Origin of the sequence: Nodularia sp. UHCC 0506, assembly GCF_034931045.1 — a bacterium.
Lineage (GTDB): Bacteria > Cyanobacteriota > Cyanobacteriia > Cyanobacteriales > Nostocaceae > Nodularia.
Window position 1 is genome coordinate 38,642 of sequence record NZ_JAYGHH010000005.1, and the last position, 18,420, is coordinate 57,061.

Sequence of the window (18,420 nt, forward strand, 5' to 3'; positions counted from 1 at the left end):
TAATAGACTACGCCAATTTTCCTCAGACCAATCCTTGCTATTTTCTGGATATTGACCGATTTTCATTCTTGGTTTAGCTCCTCAATGATATCGTGAATACTTATTTCAAGCGCGCGACAAATATCTAACGTTTCTATAATGTCGAGCCTTCGGACACAGTTTTCGTACTTTGAAACAAACGTCTGATCTTGACCAACTAGCATTCCAAGTTCGGCCTGTGAAAGACCTTGCTTTTCACGTATGCTTTTCAGTATCTTAAGTAACTGTATATACTCACAACGAAAGATCGTTTTCTGGTATGTTGCCTCTGTTGGGAAGCCTAATTGATTTTTTTCCATACTGGGCAAACGATCTGGCTCAGTCATGCGAATTTAGCATTACGGATAGTTATAAATTAAAGCTTGACATAAAGACAACAAATATGCGAAATTCGCATATTAGCAGTAATTTAAAATATGAGGTTAATCAAATGCAAGAAAAATCAGTATCTTCAGTAGCTCATAAATTATTATCCTCTTTCAAAGAATGGACACATACAGAGTGGCAGCCATCAGCAGAGTTATTTCAAGAACTTGAAAAATTTTTAAGTCTTGTTTATCATGAAAATATTCAAACTAAAAATGTTATCAAAAACAATCTAATATTTATAATTAATGAAAGACTTGAATTGAATAAACATATTTATCGCTTATTTATTGATAATTCAGCTAGTAAGGGAATTATTTTTAATTATCACGAAAAAATAAAGATAGAAGATGCTATAAATCATCCTATAGTAGATTTCCCAAGTTGGTTTGCTACAAAATTATCAATATATAGTAAGCTAGATACCTTGTTGGATCAAATTGAAGAAAAAAGAAATAAGAGCTTAATTGATTTAGATAAATATTTACAGGAAGACAAGAAATCTCATTTAGTAATAGAATCTATTTTTTGCTCTTATATTTATTTTTCTTTATTAGAAAAAGATGTTCATCAAGCATTAAATAAAAATTGTCAGCTTAAGTATTTTAATCACTACTGGGATCATCTGAAATATTTTCATGAATCTCAGGTTTCAAGAGAAAATAGGTTAATAATTCTTGATTTAGATAACCTTATCGATCCGAATTTAGAGTATAAAAATATATTAAATATCATTATATATTTAATCCGAGAAATATATTCACAATTAACCAATCATTGCTACTTCGCAATCATTATTGGGGACAAATTTTCTTGTAAATGGAGCTTAATAGCAGATATAGCAATATTCAGCGAGAAATTTATAGAGCAACCTATAGACCGTACTTATTTTAGATGGAAAGAAATTGAAAAGCAAACAGAAGAATATATTAAAAATTTAGACAAAAAACAATGTAAGTTTTATAATGCAAATGAAGGTTTTACATATAAAGATTGTTATCTTGTATATGAAAATAATTATGAAAAATGCGTTCTTCTTTTTGAAAAGAATGAACGAGATGAAACTCCAATACCATGTCCGAAATGTAGGACGTTTAATATTCAGGGTAACTCTTATCCTATAATTGGTGTTAGAAGCTGGGAATGCACAAATATATTTTGTGGCGAAAAAAGTAAATATAATAGGGGAAAGCGTTACTCTCTTTCTGCAATAATCAGACAGCAAGCCATTTTAGATGACAATAACATCATAGAAAAAGACATATTAAAAGCTTGGAGAAGAGATGTAGTAGAAATATCTTCAAGCCAAGAAATTTTGGATTTCTTGATAAAATGTTACTCCCTATACAATGATACGGTAGTAATATACACAAGCCAAGAAATAATTAAGCAGGAAAGATTTGGCAGAAACATAAAGTATAAGAAATATATTGAATATGAAAGCATAGACAACACTGGTTATGATAAATATAGACAAATGTCATTTTTTAAAAGATTTTTAGTAAATAGAAGCAAAGAGGAAAAGAAAATATTATGTAATTTATCTTCTCTTCCAAATTTGGCACTATATAACAATGGAGCATTTGAAATACTTTGTAATTTGGAAAGTGAATCAATCGGTGGTGCTGTAACATCGCCACCTTATTATAACGCCAGGGATTATTCTCAATGGACAAATATTTATTGCTATTTATATGATATGTATAATATTGCTAAAGAAGTTTTTAGGTGCTTAAAAAAAGGTTCTCCATACCTGTTTAATATATTCGATTATTTCGACAATGAGAGGATTATTGTTTTTTCTGATATGGGGAAAAAAAGAGTAATTTTGAGTAGTTATATTAGCTTTATTTTTAGACATATTGGTTTTCAACATATTGGGAATATTGCATGGGATAAAGGTGAAATAGAGGGAAATAGAAATTTTAATCATGGTAATCACTCGCCTTATTATCAAGCACCATTAAATTGCTGGGAACATATTTTAGTTTTTTCAAAAGGAGAGCCATCTTTTGAAATTTCAAATATTCCCAAAATAATTAAAGAAAAACCTGTAATGAAAATGGTTAGAGGTAAAAACGTTCATGGTCATACTGCACCATTTCCTGAAGCAATACCCAATTTACTTTTTTCTCTTATCTCTCCAGAAGAAACTGTATTAGATCCTTTCGCTGGCAGTATGACGACAGGTAGATGTGCCGTGAAAATGTCTCGAAAATCTATAAATATCGAACTGCATAAAAAATATTGTGATTTAGCACTAAATTTACTAAATAAACAAACATTAGATGGGATACAACTAAATCTAATGTAGTTGAGTATGGTGTATCGACAAGTACAACACTTAACAGATGTCTTACGGGTGCTGGAGGTGGAAGGATTGATGTGGGTAAAAATGACGAAAGTCTCTAAACAAGCTTTGTCTCAAAGACTCAATAGCTTACCGGCTACACTATTTGCTCTTTTGTTTGAGCAAGTAATAGAGCGCCTAGCAGCTATCCGCAGGTTGTATTTTTTTAACTACGCACTTTTACTGAACCCAGAGTTACAACTTATTCCTTGGCTTGTGGAACATTGATCGTTCTATGGGTCTGGTCAAAGCCGTTTGTCAACGACACCGACGAACTGCTGCTAGGTCACTTGACATCTGGGCTGATGCCTGAACTTGACACCTATGGCATCTTGCCCATCCGAATTTTATTTGCCCCGTGCTTTATTATCTACATTCCAAAGATTCACGAGTATCCACACCAGTCTGAGAATTCACCCCACTAGCCTGAGTACAAAGTTTTTTAATCTGCGTTCCATCTAAAATTGCATTGGTAAAATCAGCCCCCGTGATGTCAACATCATCAAAAACAGAACGTAACATCATGGCATTGGTAAATACCGCATCAGTTAAGTCAGCACCCTTAAATTGTGTCAAATAGGCAATACCATTACTGAAATCGACACCATGCAGATTCACTCCCTCCAACACAGAACCGTTAAACACGCCGCCACGGAAATCAGCATTGCTAAAATTAGTATTCTCTAAAATTACATTGGTAAACTCAGATCCCACCAAATCTTGACCAGAGTAATCCTTTACCTCACCTTCCTCACTCATATAACTGTTAACGCTAGAAGAACTAGCAGCTTGTGCCAATGGGGGAAACAAAAACAGAACCATAGCTAAAACACAGCTAGCCAGTAGTTGCCAATACTTCATAATCTTTTGTTAACAAATCTCAACAATTGCACTATTCACTATTAAACCTTACAGCTAACTCCAACTGTTGTGATTTGCCAGAGATTTGTAAATCGTCTAAATAAACCAACCATTTCCAGTCAATGAAAAGCCCATAAAATAAGTTGTTTGACTTTGGACTTTTGATTTTTGACTTCCGCCCTGCGACACGCTTGCCTGTCAAAGTATCAACCATCTCTTAGGATATATAGATATTGACCATATTGACGTGCGATCGCAAAAATACCTGTGGCTAATCAACAAGACATCACCCAATCCCTAGCGCGAACCCCCCTATATCAACTAGGTGCAGAACTCAAAGCCCGCTTTACCAGCTTTGGTGGTTGGGAAATGCCTGTACAATTTGCTGGTATTAGCCGGGAACACGAAGCTGTGAGAAACGCTGCTGGGATGTTCGATATTTCCCACATGGGCAAATTTACCCTCCAAGGTAAACACCTCATTGACCAACTTCAGCGTTTAGTACCTTCAGACTTGAATCGATTGCAACCAGGTCAAGCGCAATACACCGTATTGCTAAATCCCCAAGGGGGAATTATTGACGACATCATTGTTTATTATCAAGGTGAAGATACCACTGGCTTACAACAGGCAGCGATTGTTGTCAATGCCTCAACCACAGCTAAAGATAAAGCATGGTTATTGCAAGAACTTGATTTAAATCAGGTGGAATTTCAAGACCTGTCACCAGAAAAAGTTTTAATTGCAATCCAAGGGCCAAAAGCAGTTAAATATCTCCAGCCCTTAGTAGAATCAGACTTACAACCAATCAAGGCCTTTGGACACCTCCAAGCGTCAATATTGGGTAAACCTGCCTTTATAGCCCGCACAGGTTACACCGGCGAAGATGGTTTTGAAGTCATGCTAGATCCAGATGTGGGAGTAGAATTGTGGCAAAGACTCCATCAAGCTGGCGTTACTCCCTGCGGACTAGGTGCTAGAGATACCCTGCGACTAGAAGCAGCAATGGCACTTTATGGACAAGATATTGACGACACCACCACACCCTTAGAAGCAGGTTTGAGTTGGCTAGTTCACCTCGATACCAAAGGTGATTTTATCGGGCGAAAAGTTTTAGCCCAGCAAAAAGCCGATGGAGTGCAGAAGCGATTAATCGGCTTACAAATGTCAGGGCGTAATATTGCCCGTCATGGCTACCCAATTTTATCAGCAGGTGAAGTCGTGGGAGAAATTACCAGTGGCACATTATCCCCTACATTGGGTTATCCCATAGCCTTAGCCTACGTTCCCACGACTCTTGCAAAGGTGGGTGAACAGCTATCTGTAGAAATTCGGGGCAGAACTTACCCAGGGGTTGTAGTAAAACGTCCTTTTTATCGCTCCAAAAATCGTGTCACTAGCTGATAATGTGTTTTGAGTTACTCAATCTCAACTATGGTTAATTACCGACCATAACTTGGATAACTTTGGGGCGCTAACTATTTTGATACCGAAGGAACACTGATATGTCTTTTGAATATCCGCAGGATTTTAGATACCTGGATACTCATGAATACGTGCGGCTAGATGGTGACATTGGCACTATTGGCATTACTGAATTTGCTGTAGACCAAATGGGTGATGTCGTATTTTTGGAACTACCAGACATTGGCGAACTTGTTACCAAGGGGGAAACTTTTGGCACTATTGAATCTGTGAAAGCTGTTGAAGACCTGAATTCACCAGTAACCGGCACAGTCATAGAACGCAATGAAGCTTTAATTGAATCTCCCGAAGAAGTAGCAGAAGACCCTTATGGCGAAGCTTGGTTCTTAAAAGTGCGTGTCAATGATGCGGATGAAGTACTGGATGCTTTAACAGCCGATGAGTATCGCGCCTTGGTAGAAGGCGAGTAAGAGTGCTGAGTGAAAGGTCAGAAGTAATTTTGACTTTTCACTAAATTATGCAATTGATCAAACAACGACGTTCAAACATCAGCCATGAAATTTAGATGAATTAATCTGTGACTCCCACTTGTTAGGAGTATTTGTTGCAAAATATGAAATAGTTACGTTTGGAGTTCAACTTGTGGTACATTCCCCAACTATTCCGAAATCCAGCCATTCACCAATCAGTCAAAGGAGTCAAAAGTCAAGTAGTTTCGTACAACGACACATTGGCCCTAACTCTGATGACATCCAGCAAATGCTTGAGGTTTTGGGTTTACAAAATCTGAACTCCCTCATTGACAAAACCGTACCGCAGGGTATTAGGTTGAACAAAACGCTGAAGTTACCAGCAGCGCAAAGTGAGTATGCTGCACTGGCAAAATTAAAACAAATTGCTGCTAAAAATCAGGTGTGCCGTTCATATATCGGTACGGGATATTACGACTGCATCACCCCTCCAGTAATTCAACGCAATATTCTGGAAAATCCTGGTTGGTATACAGCCTATACTCCCTATCAGCCAGAAATTGCCCAAGGGCGACTGGAAGCGCTGCTGAATTTCCAGACGATGATTATTGACCTGACAGGGTTGGAAATTGCCAATGCTTCGTTATTGGATGAAGCGACAGCCGCAGCAGAAGCCATGGGTCTTAGTTATGGTGTGTGCAAAAATCAGGCAAATGCTTATTTTGTTTCTGATGATTGCCATCCCCAAACTATCGATGTGTTGCAAACCAGGGCTAAACCCTTGGGAATTAAGATCATTATTGGTGATCATCAGACTTATGATTTTACTGAACCAATTTTTGGGGCTATTCTGCAATATCCCGCCAGTGATGGCACGATTTATGACTACCGCGCTTTTATTGAAAAAGCCCATGCTGAGGGTGCATTGGTAACGGTAGCAGCAGACCCCTTAAGTTTAGCTTTACTGACACCACCAGGAGAATTTGGGGCTGATATTGCTGTGGGAAGTACCCAGCGCTTCGGTATTCCGTTGGGGTTTGGGGGACCTCATGCGGCATACTTCGCAACGAAAGAACAGTATAAACGGCAAGTTCCGGGGCGAATTGTCGGAGTATCAAAAGATGCTCAAGGTAAACCCGCTTTACGTCTAGCTTTGCAAACCCGTGAACAGCACATTCGCCGCGAAAAAGCTACGAGTAATATCTGTACGGCACAGGTGTTATTGGCAGTAATGGCAAGTATGTACGCTGTATATCATGGTGCGGATGGTATCAGAAATATTGCCGAGAATGTTCACCAGTTAACTGTAACTTTGGCAACAGGATTGAAGCGACTGGGTTACAACATTGGTTCTGAACATTTCTTTGATACGCTGCGAGTGGAATTAGGTACAAACTCTTTTGAAGGTATTCTGGAAGCTTGTCAAGGGCGAAATATTAATCTGCGGATTTTTGATGCGACATCTGTGGGTATTTCCCTAGACGAAACCACCACAGCAGAAGATGTCATTGACCTCTGGCAGATTTTCGCAGGTACTGATCATCTACCCTTTACTATAGAAGAATTATCCCCATCTTCTCACCTACTCTTACCTCGTACCAGTAACTATCTGACTCATCCTGTATTCAATCGCTATCATTCAGAAACTGAGTTGTTGCGTTATCTGCATCAGCTAGAAACCAAGGATTTATCTTTAACTACATCGATGATTCCTTTGGGTTCATGCACAATGAAGTTGAATGCAACATCTGAGATGATTCCGGTTTCTTGGGAGGAATTTGGTAAGATTCATCCTTTTGCGCCACCATCCCAAACACGGGGTTATCAAATTCTGTTCCAACAACTTGAGGCCTGGTTGGCAGAAATTACAGGATTTGCAGGTGTTTCTCTCCAACCTAATGCTGGTTCTCAAGGGGAATACACCGGACTTTTAGTGATTCGTCAATATCACGAAACTTGTGGGGAAGGACACCGGAATATCTGTTTGATTCCCTCTTCAGCACATGGAACGAATCCAGCTAGTGCGGTGATGTGTGGGATGAAGGTGGTTGCTGTTGCTTGTGATGCCGATGGTAATATTGACCTGGATGATTTAAAAGCGAAGGCGGAAAAACACAGTCAGCAACTGGCCGCTTTAATGGTGACTTATCCTTCAACTCATGGTGTGTTTGAGGAAGGAATTCAGGAAATCTGCGCTGTTGTGCATGGTCACGGTGGACAAGTTTATATGGATGGGGCGAATATGAATGCCCAAGTGGGTATTTGCCGTCCTGGTGATATTGGCGCTGATGTCTGTCATTTAAATCTGCACAAAACTTTTTGTATTCCTCATGGTGGTGGTGGCCCTGGTATGGGGCCAATTGGTGTGGCGGAACATCTTGTCCCGTTCCTTCCTGGACATCCTGTTATACCCACAAATCAGCATTCTCAGATTGGGGCTGTGGCAGCTGCGCCTTGGGGTAGTGCTAGTATTTTAGTGATTTCCTGGATGTACATTGCCATGATGGGGGCTGAGGGTTTGACTCATGCAACTAAGGTGGCAATTCTCAATGCTAATTACATCGCTCACAGACTCAAGGATTATTATCCGGTGCTGTATAAGGGGAAAAATGATTTAGTTGCCCATGAGTGTATTTTAGATTTAAGGTTGCTGAAAAAATCTGCGAGTATCGAAATCGATGATATTGCCAAGCGGTTAATAGATTATGGTTTCCATGCGCCCACTGTTTCTTGGCCTGTGGCGGGTACGATTATGGTGGAACCGACGGAAAGCGAGTCGAAAGCAGAGTTAGATCGTTTCTGTGAGGCTTTGATTGCTATTCGGGGAGAAATTTCGGCAATTGAATCTGGGAAGATGGACATTCAAGATAATCTTTTGAAGAATGCACCTCATACTGCCCAAAGTTTGATTTTGGGTGAATGGAATCATGACTATTCTCGTGAACAAGCTGCTTATCCTGCACCCTGGACGCGTGAGTATAAGTTCTGGCCGAATGTAGGGAGGATTGATGCGGCTTTTGGCGATCGCAATTTTGTTTGTTCTTGTCTGCCAATGGAGGCTTATCAGTAATTTAGGACTGATTTAATTAAGAAATTAACCCCTAACCCCTCTCTTTGTCAAGGCGAGGGGTGTTTTTTTTATCGAACCGCAGAGACGCAGAGGACGCAGAGGATGAACTATATTTTTTGTATTTGTTCTAGTTCTGTTTTTATGGGTAGGGGTTGATACCCTAATGCAAAGGCTTTGGTACTATCTAAGGATACGTCTTTTGGTCTGGGTGCTGCCATTTGTACGTCTTGCTGTTGGCAACTTTTAAGTGCGGTTTGTGGGAGTTGGAATACTTCAACTAGTAGTTTTCCGAAATCGTAGCGTGAGATTCGCTCTTTTCCTCCTAGATGAATGTAGCTGTTGATTTTTTCTAATGCTAATAAAATGCCTTTGGCGGCTGTGATTCCACTGGCTGGGGTGCGAAATTCATCGCTGAATAATTTTAATTCTTTGCCTTCTTTTAAGGTTTGGATAAATGGTTGGATAAAGCTTTTGGCTGTGGGTGTTTCTCTACCAAACATTAAGGGCATTCGACATATTGCTGTCATGGGATATCGTTCTAACATTCCTGTTTCAGCCATGACTTTTTGTTCGCCGTAAGTATTGACAGGAGACACAGAATCTGTTTCGCTATAGGGTGCTTTTAAACCATCAAATACTAGGTCTGTTGATGTGAAGGCGCAAGGGATGGCGTAATCTGCACAAAGTCCGGCAATGTTACAGGATGCTGTGACATTAATTGTCTGGGTTTCTTGGGGATGAGTTTGACAATAGTTCGGTTGCGATGCCTTCGGCGAGCGTAGCTATCGCGCGGCTGTATGAATTACTGCATTGGGTTTAATATCATTGAAGAGGCGTTTTAAGTCTGAAAAATCTGTTAAGTTAACTGGCAGTATTTTGATGCCTGGTAATTCTATAAAATGGGTGCAATAAGTACCATAAACTTCCCATTCTTGTTTTGCTAATTGGCAAAGATGCCACCCTAAAAAACCACTGGCTCCGGTGATTAAGATTTTTTTCATTAATGGAGTTATGATGCACTCTACAATAATTATTGAATTATTTTTTTAAACTGTTCATGATTCCGCACTTTATCAAAATCTGGGTCACTTTTTGCTAACTCTTCATACTTCCCAGGAATCAGTGCTATGGCTTTTTGCAGATTCTCAATTGCTAAATCAATATTTTCCTGTAAGGCATAAGCACAGGCTTTATTATAATAGGCTTGATGCTTGTCGGGCTGAATTGCGATCGCCTGATTATAAGATACTAATGCTTCTGAGTATTTTTGCAGTTTTGTCAGGACAATTCCTCGGTTAATCCAGGCTTCATGCTTGTTTGGCTGGAGGGCGATCGCTCTATCATAAGATTCTAATGCTTCTAAGTGTTTATTCAATGCTGTTAAGGCATTACCCCGGTTATACCAAGCTTCGTCTTTATCCGGTTGCAGTGCGATCGCCTGATCATAAGATGCTAATGCTTCTTGGTACAGCTGCAATGATATCAGCGCATTGCCACGATTTATCCAAGTGTCAGGATTATGCGGCTGAACCGCGATCGCCTGATCATAGACTTGAACAGCATCTTGGTAGCGTTGCGTATCTAGTAAACTATTAGCTTGATCAAATAAATTTTGCCCTTTTTGGGTAGCCTTAGCTTCTGTCAGTAGCTGGGCAACATTAATTTCTTGTACTACTTGCGTAGCATATTTCGTTGATGTTCCTGTACCATCACCACAGCCAACCGTAAAAAAACTAATTACACTGGAGACAATTAAGCAACGCCAAAAAACCATGCTCTACCTACACAATTCATCAAACAATCTTCAAATATCTTGAAGTTTCCTAATATTATCAAAAAAGGCTTGATTTTTTAATTAAGTTTTTCTTATATGGTAAATTAATTTACTAAATAACCTAAACATAATTATTAGGTAAACGAAATATAATTTTTTGAAGTTGAACTCAAATACATTGCGGTAGGGACTTGACAACAAAATTTGATGTCAACCTGATATGAATTTGCCAGACAACAAATCTCAGCCTGTTGGGTCAAAATAGTAAGCATAATGACTGAATCTAACTCCCCCCATCCACCAAATCCAGAACCTTTACCCGCAGATGATTTTGACAGTGGGATAGAGAAAAATCACTTAACCCCAGAAGCACTAGCCACAAAAGAATCTTTAACAAAAATTGCGTCTTTGCAATCGCCGCAAAATACAAATGCTTGGCAACAAGCCCATTCAAATATAAAGCATTACACTATTAGTCAATTCACAGTCAAGCCCAGGGCATTACTATTAACTCTCATAGCGATCGCCATCACTTTTGTCGGACTGGTAATCAATAACTGGATTATTGGCATCTTAGGAACAGCGATCACTTTAGTTTTATCCCTGACGATGTTGTTACCTTGGTGGCAATATGTGGTAAAAAAGTGGTTTTATGCCCAAGATAGGACGCTGTTTATCGCCTTTGTTGGTCTAGTTGTAGGGATGATCGGCTTATTGAAATTTACGGGATTAGGCGATCGCTTGCAGATATGGCTCAAGCAAATTGGCTGGGAAGCTTCTGGTACTTTAGCAGAATGGTTTGGAGCCTTGGGGCAAATTTCCATTGCCATTGTTGCCGTTTATGTCGCATGGCGACAATATGTGATTTCCAAAGACTTGACAATTCAGCAAAACCTGCTCACAGTTCAGCAAAATATTATTACTCAGCAGCAAACCATAGATTCCTATTTCCAGGGGATTTCAGATTTAGTATTAGATGAAGAAGGATTATTAGAAGATTGGCCACAAGAAAGAGCGATCGCAGAAGGACGTACCGCAGCTATATTTAGTAGTGTAGATGGCAGTGGGAAAGCGAAAATTATCCGTTTTCTTTCTCGTTCCAAATTGCTGACTCCCTTAAAACGCGATCGCCGCTTAGGTAGAGCCATTCTTGACGGTATGGGTGGTTACGCGGAAGACCGCTTAGAAGGTGTCCGCGTCATCGACTTAGGCGTGATGTTAGCCGCAGCAGACCTTTCTAGTAACGATTTACGTTGGACTGATTTGAGTGAAGCTAATCTGGTGCGCGGTAATCTCAGCAATTGTGATTTAGTCAAAGCTAATCTCGCCCGCACTATCTTATACGGTGCTAATCTCAGTGGTGCTGATTTAAATGGAACTCGTTTCTTCTATGGTTCACTAGAAAAAGCATCACCCCGCAGTCGCACCGAACCACCAAACTACCAAACTGGTGAACACACTGGGGCTGTGGTGGAAAATGCCGATTTTACCAACGTCCAGCGTCTACCTGAGATGACTCGTCATTACTGTTGTGCTTGGGGTGGTGAAAAAACTCGCGCCACTATTCCCGGCGGTTGTGAAGGTATTGAGAATAAATTGGGAAGATGAGGGAAAAAAATTGTGTTACTGGTGCAAAGTTTTCCCCCCTGAATGAAAGCAGATTACGGTAAATCAGTATCACAGATTGTTTGACCAATACGCTTGAGAATTTGCAAAATGTTGTACAGTTCTTTGGCAGATGTAAACAAAGCAAAGACCCGTGACAAGTCATATTGTGGTGTTTCTACTTCTCGCTTTACTTTGATAAATAGAACGTCGTCCCCGTTTGTTACCATACCAAACACAGGTTTATCAGGTTGGGGGTTAGCCATTAGATAAGCTAAGGCCTGCGGTAGAGCTGACCAAACCGAAAGTGTGGTTTTTTTGCACTCTAATACCATCACCCACAACTGATTTTGTAGTATTAAAACATCAATTCGACCACGCAGCACTTCCTCACCATCATCTAGTACCAAATCTACGGATGATTCTGCTTTCATCCTAAAAGGAGGGTCGTAAAATCCAGACAGTGCAAGTAAAGGCGACACCATCAGTAACATCACTGTTCCCTCCAACAAATTACCTTCGCCACGATGGTACAGATATCTCCGGCGTAGTACATCTAGGGAGGCTGTTTCTGTTTCGGTAATTTGGGGTAATTCACTAGACCACTCTGGGAAAAATTGCTCTGACTCAATACGAGTTAAGCCAAAGCGAGTATGTACTTCACTCAAGCTGGTAATTGCTTCTGTGATTGCTTTTACCTGTGTCATTATTTCTTTACCGCCAGTGTTCTTTTTGTTGTGAATTGGGGAGATGATGAGGATCTAGATGATGTTAAATTCACGTTAACTCAAAGCTGCTTGTAGTCGCTGTTCTAAAGAAACTAAGTCTACTCGCAGATTTTGCAAAACCTTAATTGCTACTCCCTGTCCTATACTTTTTGCACCTTCACGGAGAATACCCAACAGCAGATGCTCTGTACCAATGTAGTTGTGACCAAGTTTTTGAGATTCTGCAACCGATAGTTCCAAAACCTGCTTGGCTCTGGGAGTAAAGGGAATATCTACAGGTGTAAGTTTGTTACCTCTACCAATAATTTTTTCTACTTCTATTTGAGCATTTTCTAAATTTACTCCCATAGAGTTGAGAATCTCGGCAGCATTACTACCTTCTCTGACTAATCCCAACAAAATTTGCTCTGTGCCAATGTAGTTGTGACTTAAGCGGCGGGATTCACTTTGAGCTGTACTAATAACTGCGATCGCTTTGGCGGTAAATCTCTCAAACCCTTTGAGATGGAATCTCTCAGATATCAAGCCAAAAAGTCTCTCAAAAATAGACGCAAAAAAATTTTCAATCATAAATCCTTCCTGTGTGAATGTATTATCAAATGATTCCGGGATGCGATCGCTCTTGGTTTTGCCTGTAGTCAAAAATGACAACAAATCCTCCATTGTCTGGGCATTCGCTGAATACCAGAGAAATTGTTTATCTTTTTGGCAAGTCACTAATCCCTCATTTCGCAACTTTTCTAAATGGTGTGATAGCGTTGAGTTCGGAATTTTCAGCTTTTCCTGAATCTCTCCTACTGTCATCCCCTCTGGGTAAGTTGCAAACATTAATCGCATAATTTCCAATCGAGATTCTGACCCCAGTGCGGCAAAAATGTCTGCATACTGCGCTGTGTCTTTTTGATTGAGATTTTTCATATTTCTAGAATAATCGAAATAAGAACCAATGTCAAACATAGTGTGATATCAAATCCGGTTGAATACTTTGAATAGTCTTGCAGAAATCAATTTAAGCCTGAATAAATTTCAGGGATAGTGGTGGGTTACGGACTATCGTCCTAACCCACCCTACAAATTGGGGATTTTATTCCTGGGAAATTTCTTAGCTGAATGTACAGATTCTTTAATCAGCAAGGGTTAAGATTTCTACCCCTGTTTCCGTGACAGCTAAAGTATGTTCACATTGTGCCGACAATTGGCGATCGCGTGTCACAGCTGTCCAACCATCAGCCAGAACTTCAACTTCCCACGTACCCACATTAATCATTGGCTCGATAGTGAACACCATTCCTGGTCTAAGACGTTTGCCTTTACCCCGTGTACCATAATGGGGTATATCGGGCGCAGTGTGGAAAACATTGCTGATGCCGTGTCCTACAAAGTCTCTGACCACAGAAAAACCTTGCGCCTCGGCATATTCTTGAATGGCTGCACCAATATCGCCAATTTTTGCACCTGGCTTAACTTCTGCAATCCCCCGGCGGCGACATTCTTCAGTTACTTCTACCAATTTCTGGGCTTTTGGGGAAGGACTACCAACTAAAAACATCTTGGATGTATCACCGTGGTAGCCATCAACAATCAAGGTAACATCAATATTAATTATGTCCCCGTCTTTGAGAATCTGCTTGGCGTTAGGAATACCATGACAGACTACCTCATTTACACTGGTACAAATTGATTTGGGATAGCCTTTATAACCCAGAGGTGCGCTTTTGGCTCCGTGCGCTTGTGTCCAACGTTCGGCTTCATCATTAAGTTGGAGTGTTGTCACTCCCGGCTTTACCATTGGTTCCAGGTGTTGTAAAAGTTGTCCTGCCAAGCGTCCTGCTTGACGCATTTTTTCAAGTTCTCGTGTGGATAAAATGACAATTGGTTCGGTTTTCATAAACTTCCGGCAGCAGTATCGCTCATAAATATAGTTAAACCCGTCTGTGCAGCTCTTCGGACGGCATCAGCAACCTTGAGGGTATATACACTTGCCTCTGGGGTGACGTACAAAGGAGTGCCATGAAAAAGATGATCTAACACCATTGTTGTATCTTTAGCAAATAAACCCCGACGAGTACCAACCTCTATTGGTGTTGTTTCTCCAGATTGGATTAACACTCCGGCATTGCTATCAAAAATTAAACCACCCTTTTCGCCATGCACTTCAAATTTACGTTCTGGTTGCCACAGGGTTTCGCCTTTGCCATAAACTACTTGTGCTAACAGTCCATTATCAAAGCACAATTGACTGATGCAAAAACAAGTTTGATAGTAATCTTCTTCTATTTCCCAATATCTTTGATGACAGTTGACTGAAAAAACTTTACCAAATAAATCGGTGAGACGATGTAATCGCGACAGCGCCCCAATTAAAGGAAAACCAAAAAGTTTATGATTATAAGTCCACTTCCGGGGGGCAGGATGCTGAGGATTAATGGTGCTATAACGAACATAAAAAATATCACCGACTTGTTCGATGTTCTGTTTCAAGGCTTGATGTAATCCACCCAAGAGTTCGATGTGTTCTACGTGTAACAGTTTATTTTGGGACTTGGCTAAGGCAATTAATTCCTCAGCTTCTGTAACATCTACAGACAAGGGATATTCGACAATTACGTGTTTGTCTTGTAAAAGTGCGGCACGAGCGATCGCCCCATGATCGCGGTTAATTGTGGAAATCACCACCAAGTCAATATCTTCGCGCTCTACTAATTTTTCCCAGGAAGTTAGCGCTTCTGTCTGGTATTGTTGAGCAAATGCGGCTGTGTTTTCTGGCTGATGACCAGCGATCGCTACCAGGTTTGTGCGCTGATCACCAAGCAACGCCTCAGCCCTTAATTTTGCCGCATATCCAGTCCCAATCAAACCTACACGCACTGCTGCTGTTTCCAAAGCTCCCTCTGAATTATACATGATCTTCGTAAGTTCTGTTTTTGACATTCCACGCTTAGAGTATGCGAAATTCTAGGTTTATACACAAGGCATTTAATACATAAAATAAACTTATGATTATTTACTAACTCAACTTCATTACTAATCGCGGCCGTTTTCCAGTTAAAACCTTTAATTTTTCCCGTAGTATCAGAATTGAAGCAATTTAAATCTAGTGGCTAATCTGATCAAGAAAGCCCTATGCCTTGCTTCAGGATAACTTATACTGCCGTTTGAACAAGAGAGGATTACTTAATGGCTACTTTCAAAGTCACTTTAATTAATGAAGCTGAAGGCTTAAATCAAGTTATTGATTGTGACGACGATACCTATATTCTTGATGCGGCTGAAGAAGCTGGTCTTGACTTGCCCTTCTCTTGCCGTGCTGGTGCTTGCTCAACCTGTGCAGGTAAAATTCAGGCAGGTACTGTTGACCAATCTGACCAGTCATTTTTAGACGATGACCAGATTGGAGGCGGATATGTACTGACTTGTGTTGCTTACCCAACTTCTGACTGTACAATCGAGACTCACAGAGAAGAAGAACTCTACTAAGAGTTTATTATCTGAATCAACAATCTCTTTTTTGCAAGAGTTAACACTGATGTAGCAGGGGTGTAAAACCTTATGCCTCTGCTTGAGTTAAGATACCGGGTTTTTGTCCCTGGGAAGACCAAAATTTCCCCGTGTCAATTTGCAAAAACCCGGTTTTTGAGTGCTGAGTGCTGAGTGCTGAGTGCTGAGTGCTGAGTGCTGAGTGTTGAGTGTTGAGTGTTGAGTGTTGAGTGCTGAGTGTTGAGTGTTGAGTGGGTAGGGGCGGGTTTAAGTCGTGAATCTGTGGTTCGTCGAAATCCTGATTCAACCCGCCTGGACAGGAGTATTAAGTGCTGCTAAAACTTGATCTCGTTACTCAGACTTTGAAGTTGAGTACCGGGATAATAAAATTGCAGAATTTGAGAATTTGACCAACCGAGTTTAGCTAAGTTTTGCGCCCCTGTTTGACTTAAGCCAACTCCATGCCCAAATCCACCACCAATAAAAGCATATCCCCACAAATCTGGTGTCCCTTTGTTGAGGGCTTCTATATAAAACAGTGTACTTCTAGGGGCGGCAAAGGCACTGCGAATTTCGTCTTTCTCTAGAGTAAAAACGCCGATATCTGTCTTGACTGCCAGTTCCAGAATTCGTCCGCTTTTGCTACGCTTGACTACAGACATAGCCTCAACGGTGTTAAATTTGGCGTAGGGGCTATTTTTGATTTCCAGAAATCTTTGTAAAAGCTGATTAATATCAGCAATGGGAGTTTCTCGATTCCAACGAAAGGTATTCCAGGCACTTTCGTTAAATCCTTCTCGGCGGTTAATGAATTTCCGAAAGTTGGTTTCATCTGCTAAACTCTGCTCAGATAAGTTCCAAAAGTTAGTAGCAGCATCGACTACTGGGCGTAAATAGGGACGATCTTCACCATTCCAAACATCACTAAAGTAGGCAGTCACACCGCCAGTAGTGGAAGAGTATAGAGCATCTACTAGCTGATTATCATAAGTTAAAACCATCCCTCTAGTTGCAGCGATCGCTTGATCGGTACTAGCTGCTGTGCCACTTAAACCGTAATAAACTTGGCAGTGAGTATCAGCACACAATTGATAGTTATCAGTTACAAACCTCCGCAAATTCCTTAAAGCATAAGTCCGGGCGATAATTGCTTGGGCTTCTATTGCTGCGGTGGGTGCAGTTGTGCCAATTTCGTGAGGTACAACCCCCCTTAAATAGCTTTCTAAAGGTACTTCATTCACTAAAGTATATGTACCATAGGCATTGGGTTGTAAAGTCATCCGTCCTGGATACAGACGATTATTTTCCAGTTTTTCGCCTTCCTTGACTCGAATTAAGTTTTTGTTTGTACTAATTTTTAAATTATTGGGGCTATAACGCTTACCATTGACTTCCCAAGTAACTCGCGGTACTTCTGACAAAATTTTTGTATTGATATACGCCATGTTCTTTCCAGCCGCTTGTACGCCATCAAATAGCAAGCGCCGCAGTAAGGGAGTATTGTAAACATCCCGTTTTGCCCAAACTTGCCAGCGTTCTGGTTGGGCTACTTCTACCTCTATTCCCTGAGAACGCCAATTTTTGGCGCTGTCTTCCGCCGTTTCAAAGGTACGATATGTACCTAAAACCACTACCTCCTCTACCTCAAGTTGGGGTAAGGCTTCCATGACGGTTTCTAGCTTAACGGGGTTTTGGGTGACTAAGGTTTTTTGCTGATTATCTGTTGTAAATTTTAGCTGTAAGCGATCGCCTGATGTGGGTTCGAGTTGCAACTTGACTTGGGGATTCTTGCCAAATCTTTGTATAATCCCAATTCTCAGTTCTACATCCTGATTTTTACCATCAACAGCTGAAGCACCTGTCAACCCTAACAAGCAAAATGTGGTCAGTACAGTGGAGGAAAAACGCCAGAACGTAGATTTCATAGTCATCATCTGATTCTTACCAATTCAAAAATGCTAACAATTACTCAGATTTATTTCTGTTTCAAACTAGAAGTATCGGCACTATGCTAGTACAGCACAGCATAAATAGGCAGACCATTTCCAAAAGTTCAAAATCCCCAAATCCAAGCCTTTTGATGTTTGACTTCACGGCGGTACTAATCCACAAATTAATAGACGCTTTAATTTACAGAAAAGTTTTAGAATTTATAGAGACAGATAATGTTTGTTATGTTCAAAAATAAGTAAACAAAGCAAATATTCACCCTTTGCATGGGAGAGAATGTCACCAGCATACCTTTAGCGTCAAAA

General features: G+C 40.4%; 15 protein-coding genes and 3 pseudogenes. 7 read left to right on the plus strand and 11 right to left on the minus strand.

The genetic code is table 11. From position 1 onward, the window contains the following. Nucleotides 1-62: 62 nt before the first annotated feature. Nucleotides 63-365 carry a helix-turn-helix transcriptional regulator gene (locus VB654_RS05535; protein WP_323212548.1) on the minus strand — a complete coding sequence of 101 codons (303 nt, stop codon included), beginning with the start codon at nucleotides 363-365 and terminating at the stop codon, nucleotides 63-65. Between the two features lie 104 nt (nucleotides 366-469). On the opposite strand from VB654_RS05535, the gene VB654_RS05540 reads away from it, so the two are divergent. Both VB654_RS05540 and VB654_RS05545 read left to right on the plus strand, forming a co-directional pair. Beyond that, a complete protein-coding gene (locus tag VB654_RS05540; RefSeq protein ID WP_323212550.1) occupies nucleotides 470-2,719 on the plus strand; it encodes a DNA methyltransferase in 2,250 nt (749 codons plus the stop codon). Between the two features lie 6 nt (nucleotides 2,720-2,725). Then, nucleotides 2,726-2,983 carry a hypothetical protein gene (locus VB654_RS05545; protein ID WP_323212551.1) on the plus strand — a complete coding sequence of 86 codons (258 nt, stop codon included), beginning with the start codon at nucleotides 2,726-2,728 and terminating at the stop codon, nucleotides 2,981-2,983. Between the two features lie 138 nt (nucleotides 2,984-3,121). Here the strand turns inward: VB654_RS05545 and VB654_RS05550 are convergent, their stop codons facing one another. Further along, the gene (locus VB654_RS05550) at nucleotides 3,122-3,616 is read right to left on the minus strand and encodes a pentapeptide repeat-containing protein (protein WP_323212552.1); all 495 of its coding nucleotides are present in this window, start codon (nucleotides 3,614-3,616) and stop codon (nucleotides 3,122-3,124) included. A 267-nt stretch (nucleotides 3,617-3,883) separates the two neighbouring features. Between VB654_RS05550 and gcvT the strand changes: the two genes are divergently transcribed. The 3 genes from gcvT to gcvP all read left to right on the plus strand — a co-directional run bounded on the left by gcvT (nucleotide 3,884) and on the right by gcvP (nucleotide 8,581). Beyond that, nucleotides 3,884-5,020 (plus strand): glycine cleavage system aminomethyltransferase GcvT, encoded by a 1,137-nt coding sequence (gcvT, locus tag VB654_RS05555; RefSeq protein ID WP_323212553.1) that lies wholly within the window; start codon nucleotides 3,884-3,886, stop codon nucleotides 5,018-5,020. Between the two features lie 101 nt (nucleotides 5,021-5,121). After that, nucleotides 5,122-5,511 (plus strand): glycine cleavage system protein GcvH, encoded by a 390-nt coding sequence (gcvH, locus tag VB654_RS05560; protein WP_323212555.1) that lies wholly within the window; start codon nucleotides 5,122-5,124, stop codon nucleotides 5,509-5,511. Between the two features lie 190 nt (nucleotides 5,512-5,701). After that, a complete protein-coding gene (gene gcvP / locus VB654_RS05565) occupies nucleotides 5,702-8,581 on the plus strand; it encodes an aminomethyl-transferring glycine dehydrogenase (protein ID WP_416235662.1) in 2,880 nt (959 codons plus the stop codon). 107 nt (nucleotides 8,582-8,688) lie between these two features. Here the strand turns inward: gcvP and VB654_RS05570 are convergent. Together VB654_RS05570 and VB654_RS05575 are read right to left on the minus strand one after the other, a co-directional pair. Next, nucleotides 8,689-9,582: pseudogene (locus tag VB654_RS05570) on the minus strand (SDR family oxidoreductase). Nucleotides 9,583-9,611: 29 nt separating this feature from the next. Next, the gene (locus tag VB654_RS05575; RefSeq protein WP_323212557.1) at nucleotides 9,612-10,355 is read right to left on the minus strand and encodes a tetratricopeptide repeat protein; all 744 of its coding nucleotides are present in this window, start codon (nucleotides 10,353-10,355) and stop codon (nucleotides 9,612-9,614) included. 270 nt (nucleotides 10,356-10,625) lie between these two features. On the opposite strand from VB654_RS05575, the gene VB654_RS05580 reads away from it, so the two are divergent. Continuing rightward, the gene (locus tag VB654_RS05580; protein WP_416235663.1) at nucleotides 10,626-11,963 is read left to right on the plus strand and encodes a pentapeptide repeat-containing protein; all 1,338 of its coding nucleotides are present in this window, start codon (nucleotides 10,626-10,628) and stop codon (nucleotides 11,961-11,963) included. Between the two features lie 53 nt (nucleotides 11,964-12,016). On the opposite strand, the gene VB654_RS05585 is transcribed toward VB654_RS05580, so the two are convergent. From VB654_RS05585 to VB654_RS05605, 5 genes and pseudogenes are all read right to left on the minus strand, one after another. Further along, complete coding sequence (locus VB654_RS05585; protein WP_323212560.1) at nucleotides 12,017-12,667, minus strand: type I restriction endonuclease; 651 nt, start codon at nucleotides 12,665-12,667, stop codon at nucleotides 12,017-12,019. 93 nt (nucleotides 12,668-12,760) lie between these two features. Beyond that, nucleotides 12,761-13,210: pseudogene (locus VB654_RS05590) on the minus strand (Clp protease N-terminal domain-containing protein); the annotation flags it as partial. Between the two features lie 138 nt (nucleotides 13,211-13,348). Further along, a pseudogene (locus VB654_RS05595) lies at nucleotides 13,349-13,645 on the minus strand (ArsR/SmtB family transcription factor); the annotation flags it as partial. Nucleotides 13,646-13,811: 166 nt separating this feature from the next. Beyond that, nucleotides 13,812-14,576: a type I methionyl aminopeptidase gene (map, locus tag VB654_RS05600; RefSeq protein WP_323212562.1), complete on the minus strand. Its 765-nt coding sequence runs from the start codon at nucleotides 14,574-14,576 to the stop codon at nucleotides 13,812-13,814. After that, nucleotides 14,573-15,592 carry a Gfo/Idh/MocA family oxidoreductase gene (locus VB654_RS05605; RefSeq protein WP_323212563.1) on the minus strand — a complete coding sequence of 340 codons (1,020 nt, stop codon included), beginning with the start codon at nucleotides 15,590-15,592 and terminating at the stop codon, nucleotides 14,573-14,575. Before VB654_RS05605 ends, map begins: the two co-directional genes overlap by 4 nt. Nucleotides 15,593-15,865: 273 nt before the next feature. Here VB654_RS05605 and VB654_RS05610 point away from each other — a divergent pair, with 273 nt between their 5' ends. Then, a complete protein-coding gene (locus VB654_RS05610; RefSeq protein WP_323212565.1) occupies nucleotides 15,866-16,165 on the plus strand; it encodes a ferredoxin in 300 nt (99 codons plus the stop codon). Nucleotides 16,166-16,235: 70 nt separating this feature from the next. Here the strand turns inward: VB654_RS05610 and VB654_RS05615 are convergent, their stop codons facing one another. Together VB654_RS05615 and VB654_RS05620 are read right to left on the minus strand one after the other, a co-directional pair. Beyond that, entirely contained in the window at nucleotides 16,236-16,472 is a 237-nt protein-coding gene (locus VB654_RS05615; RefSeq protein WP_323212567.1) for a hypothetical protein, read from the minus strand. A 28-nt stretch (nucleotides 16,473-16,500) separates the two neighbouring features. Beyond that, nucleotides 16,501-18,090 (minus strand): SpoIID/LytB domain-containing protein, encoded by a 1,590-nt coding sequence (locus tag VB654_RS05620; protein WP_416235659.1) that lies wholly within the window; start codon nucleotides 18,088-18,090, stop codon nucleotides 16,501-16,503. Nucleotides 18,091-18,420 lie beyond the last annotated feature (330 nt).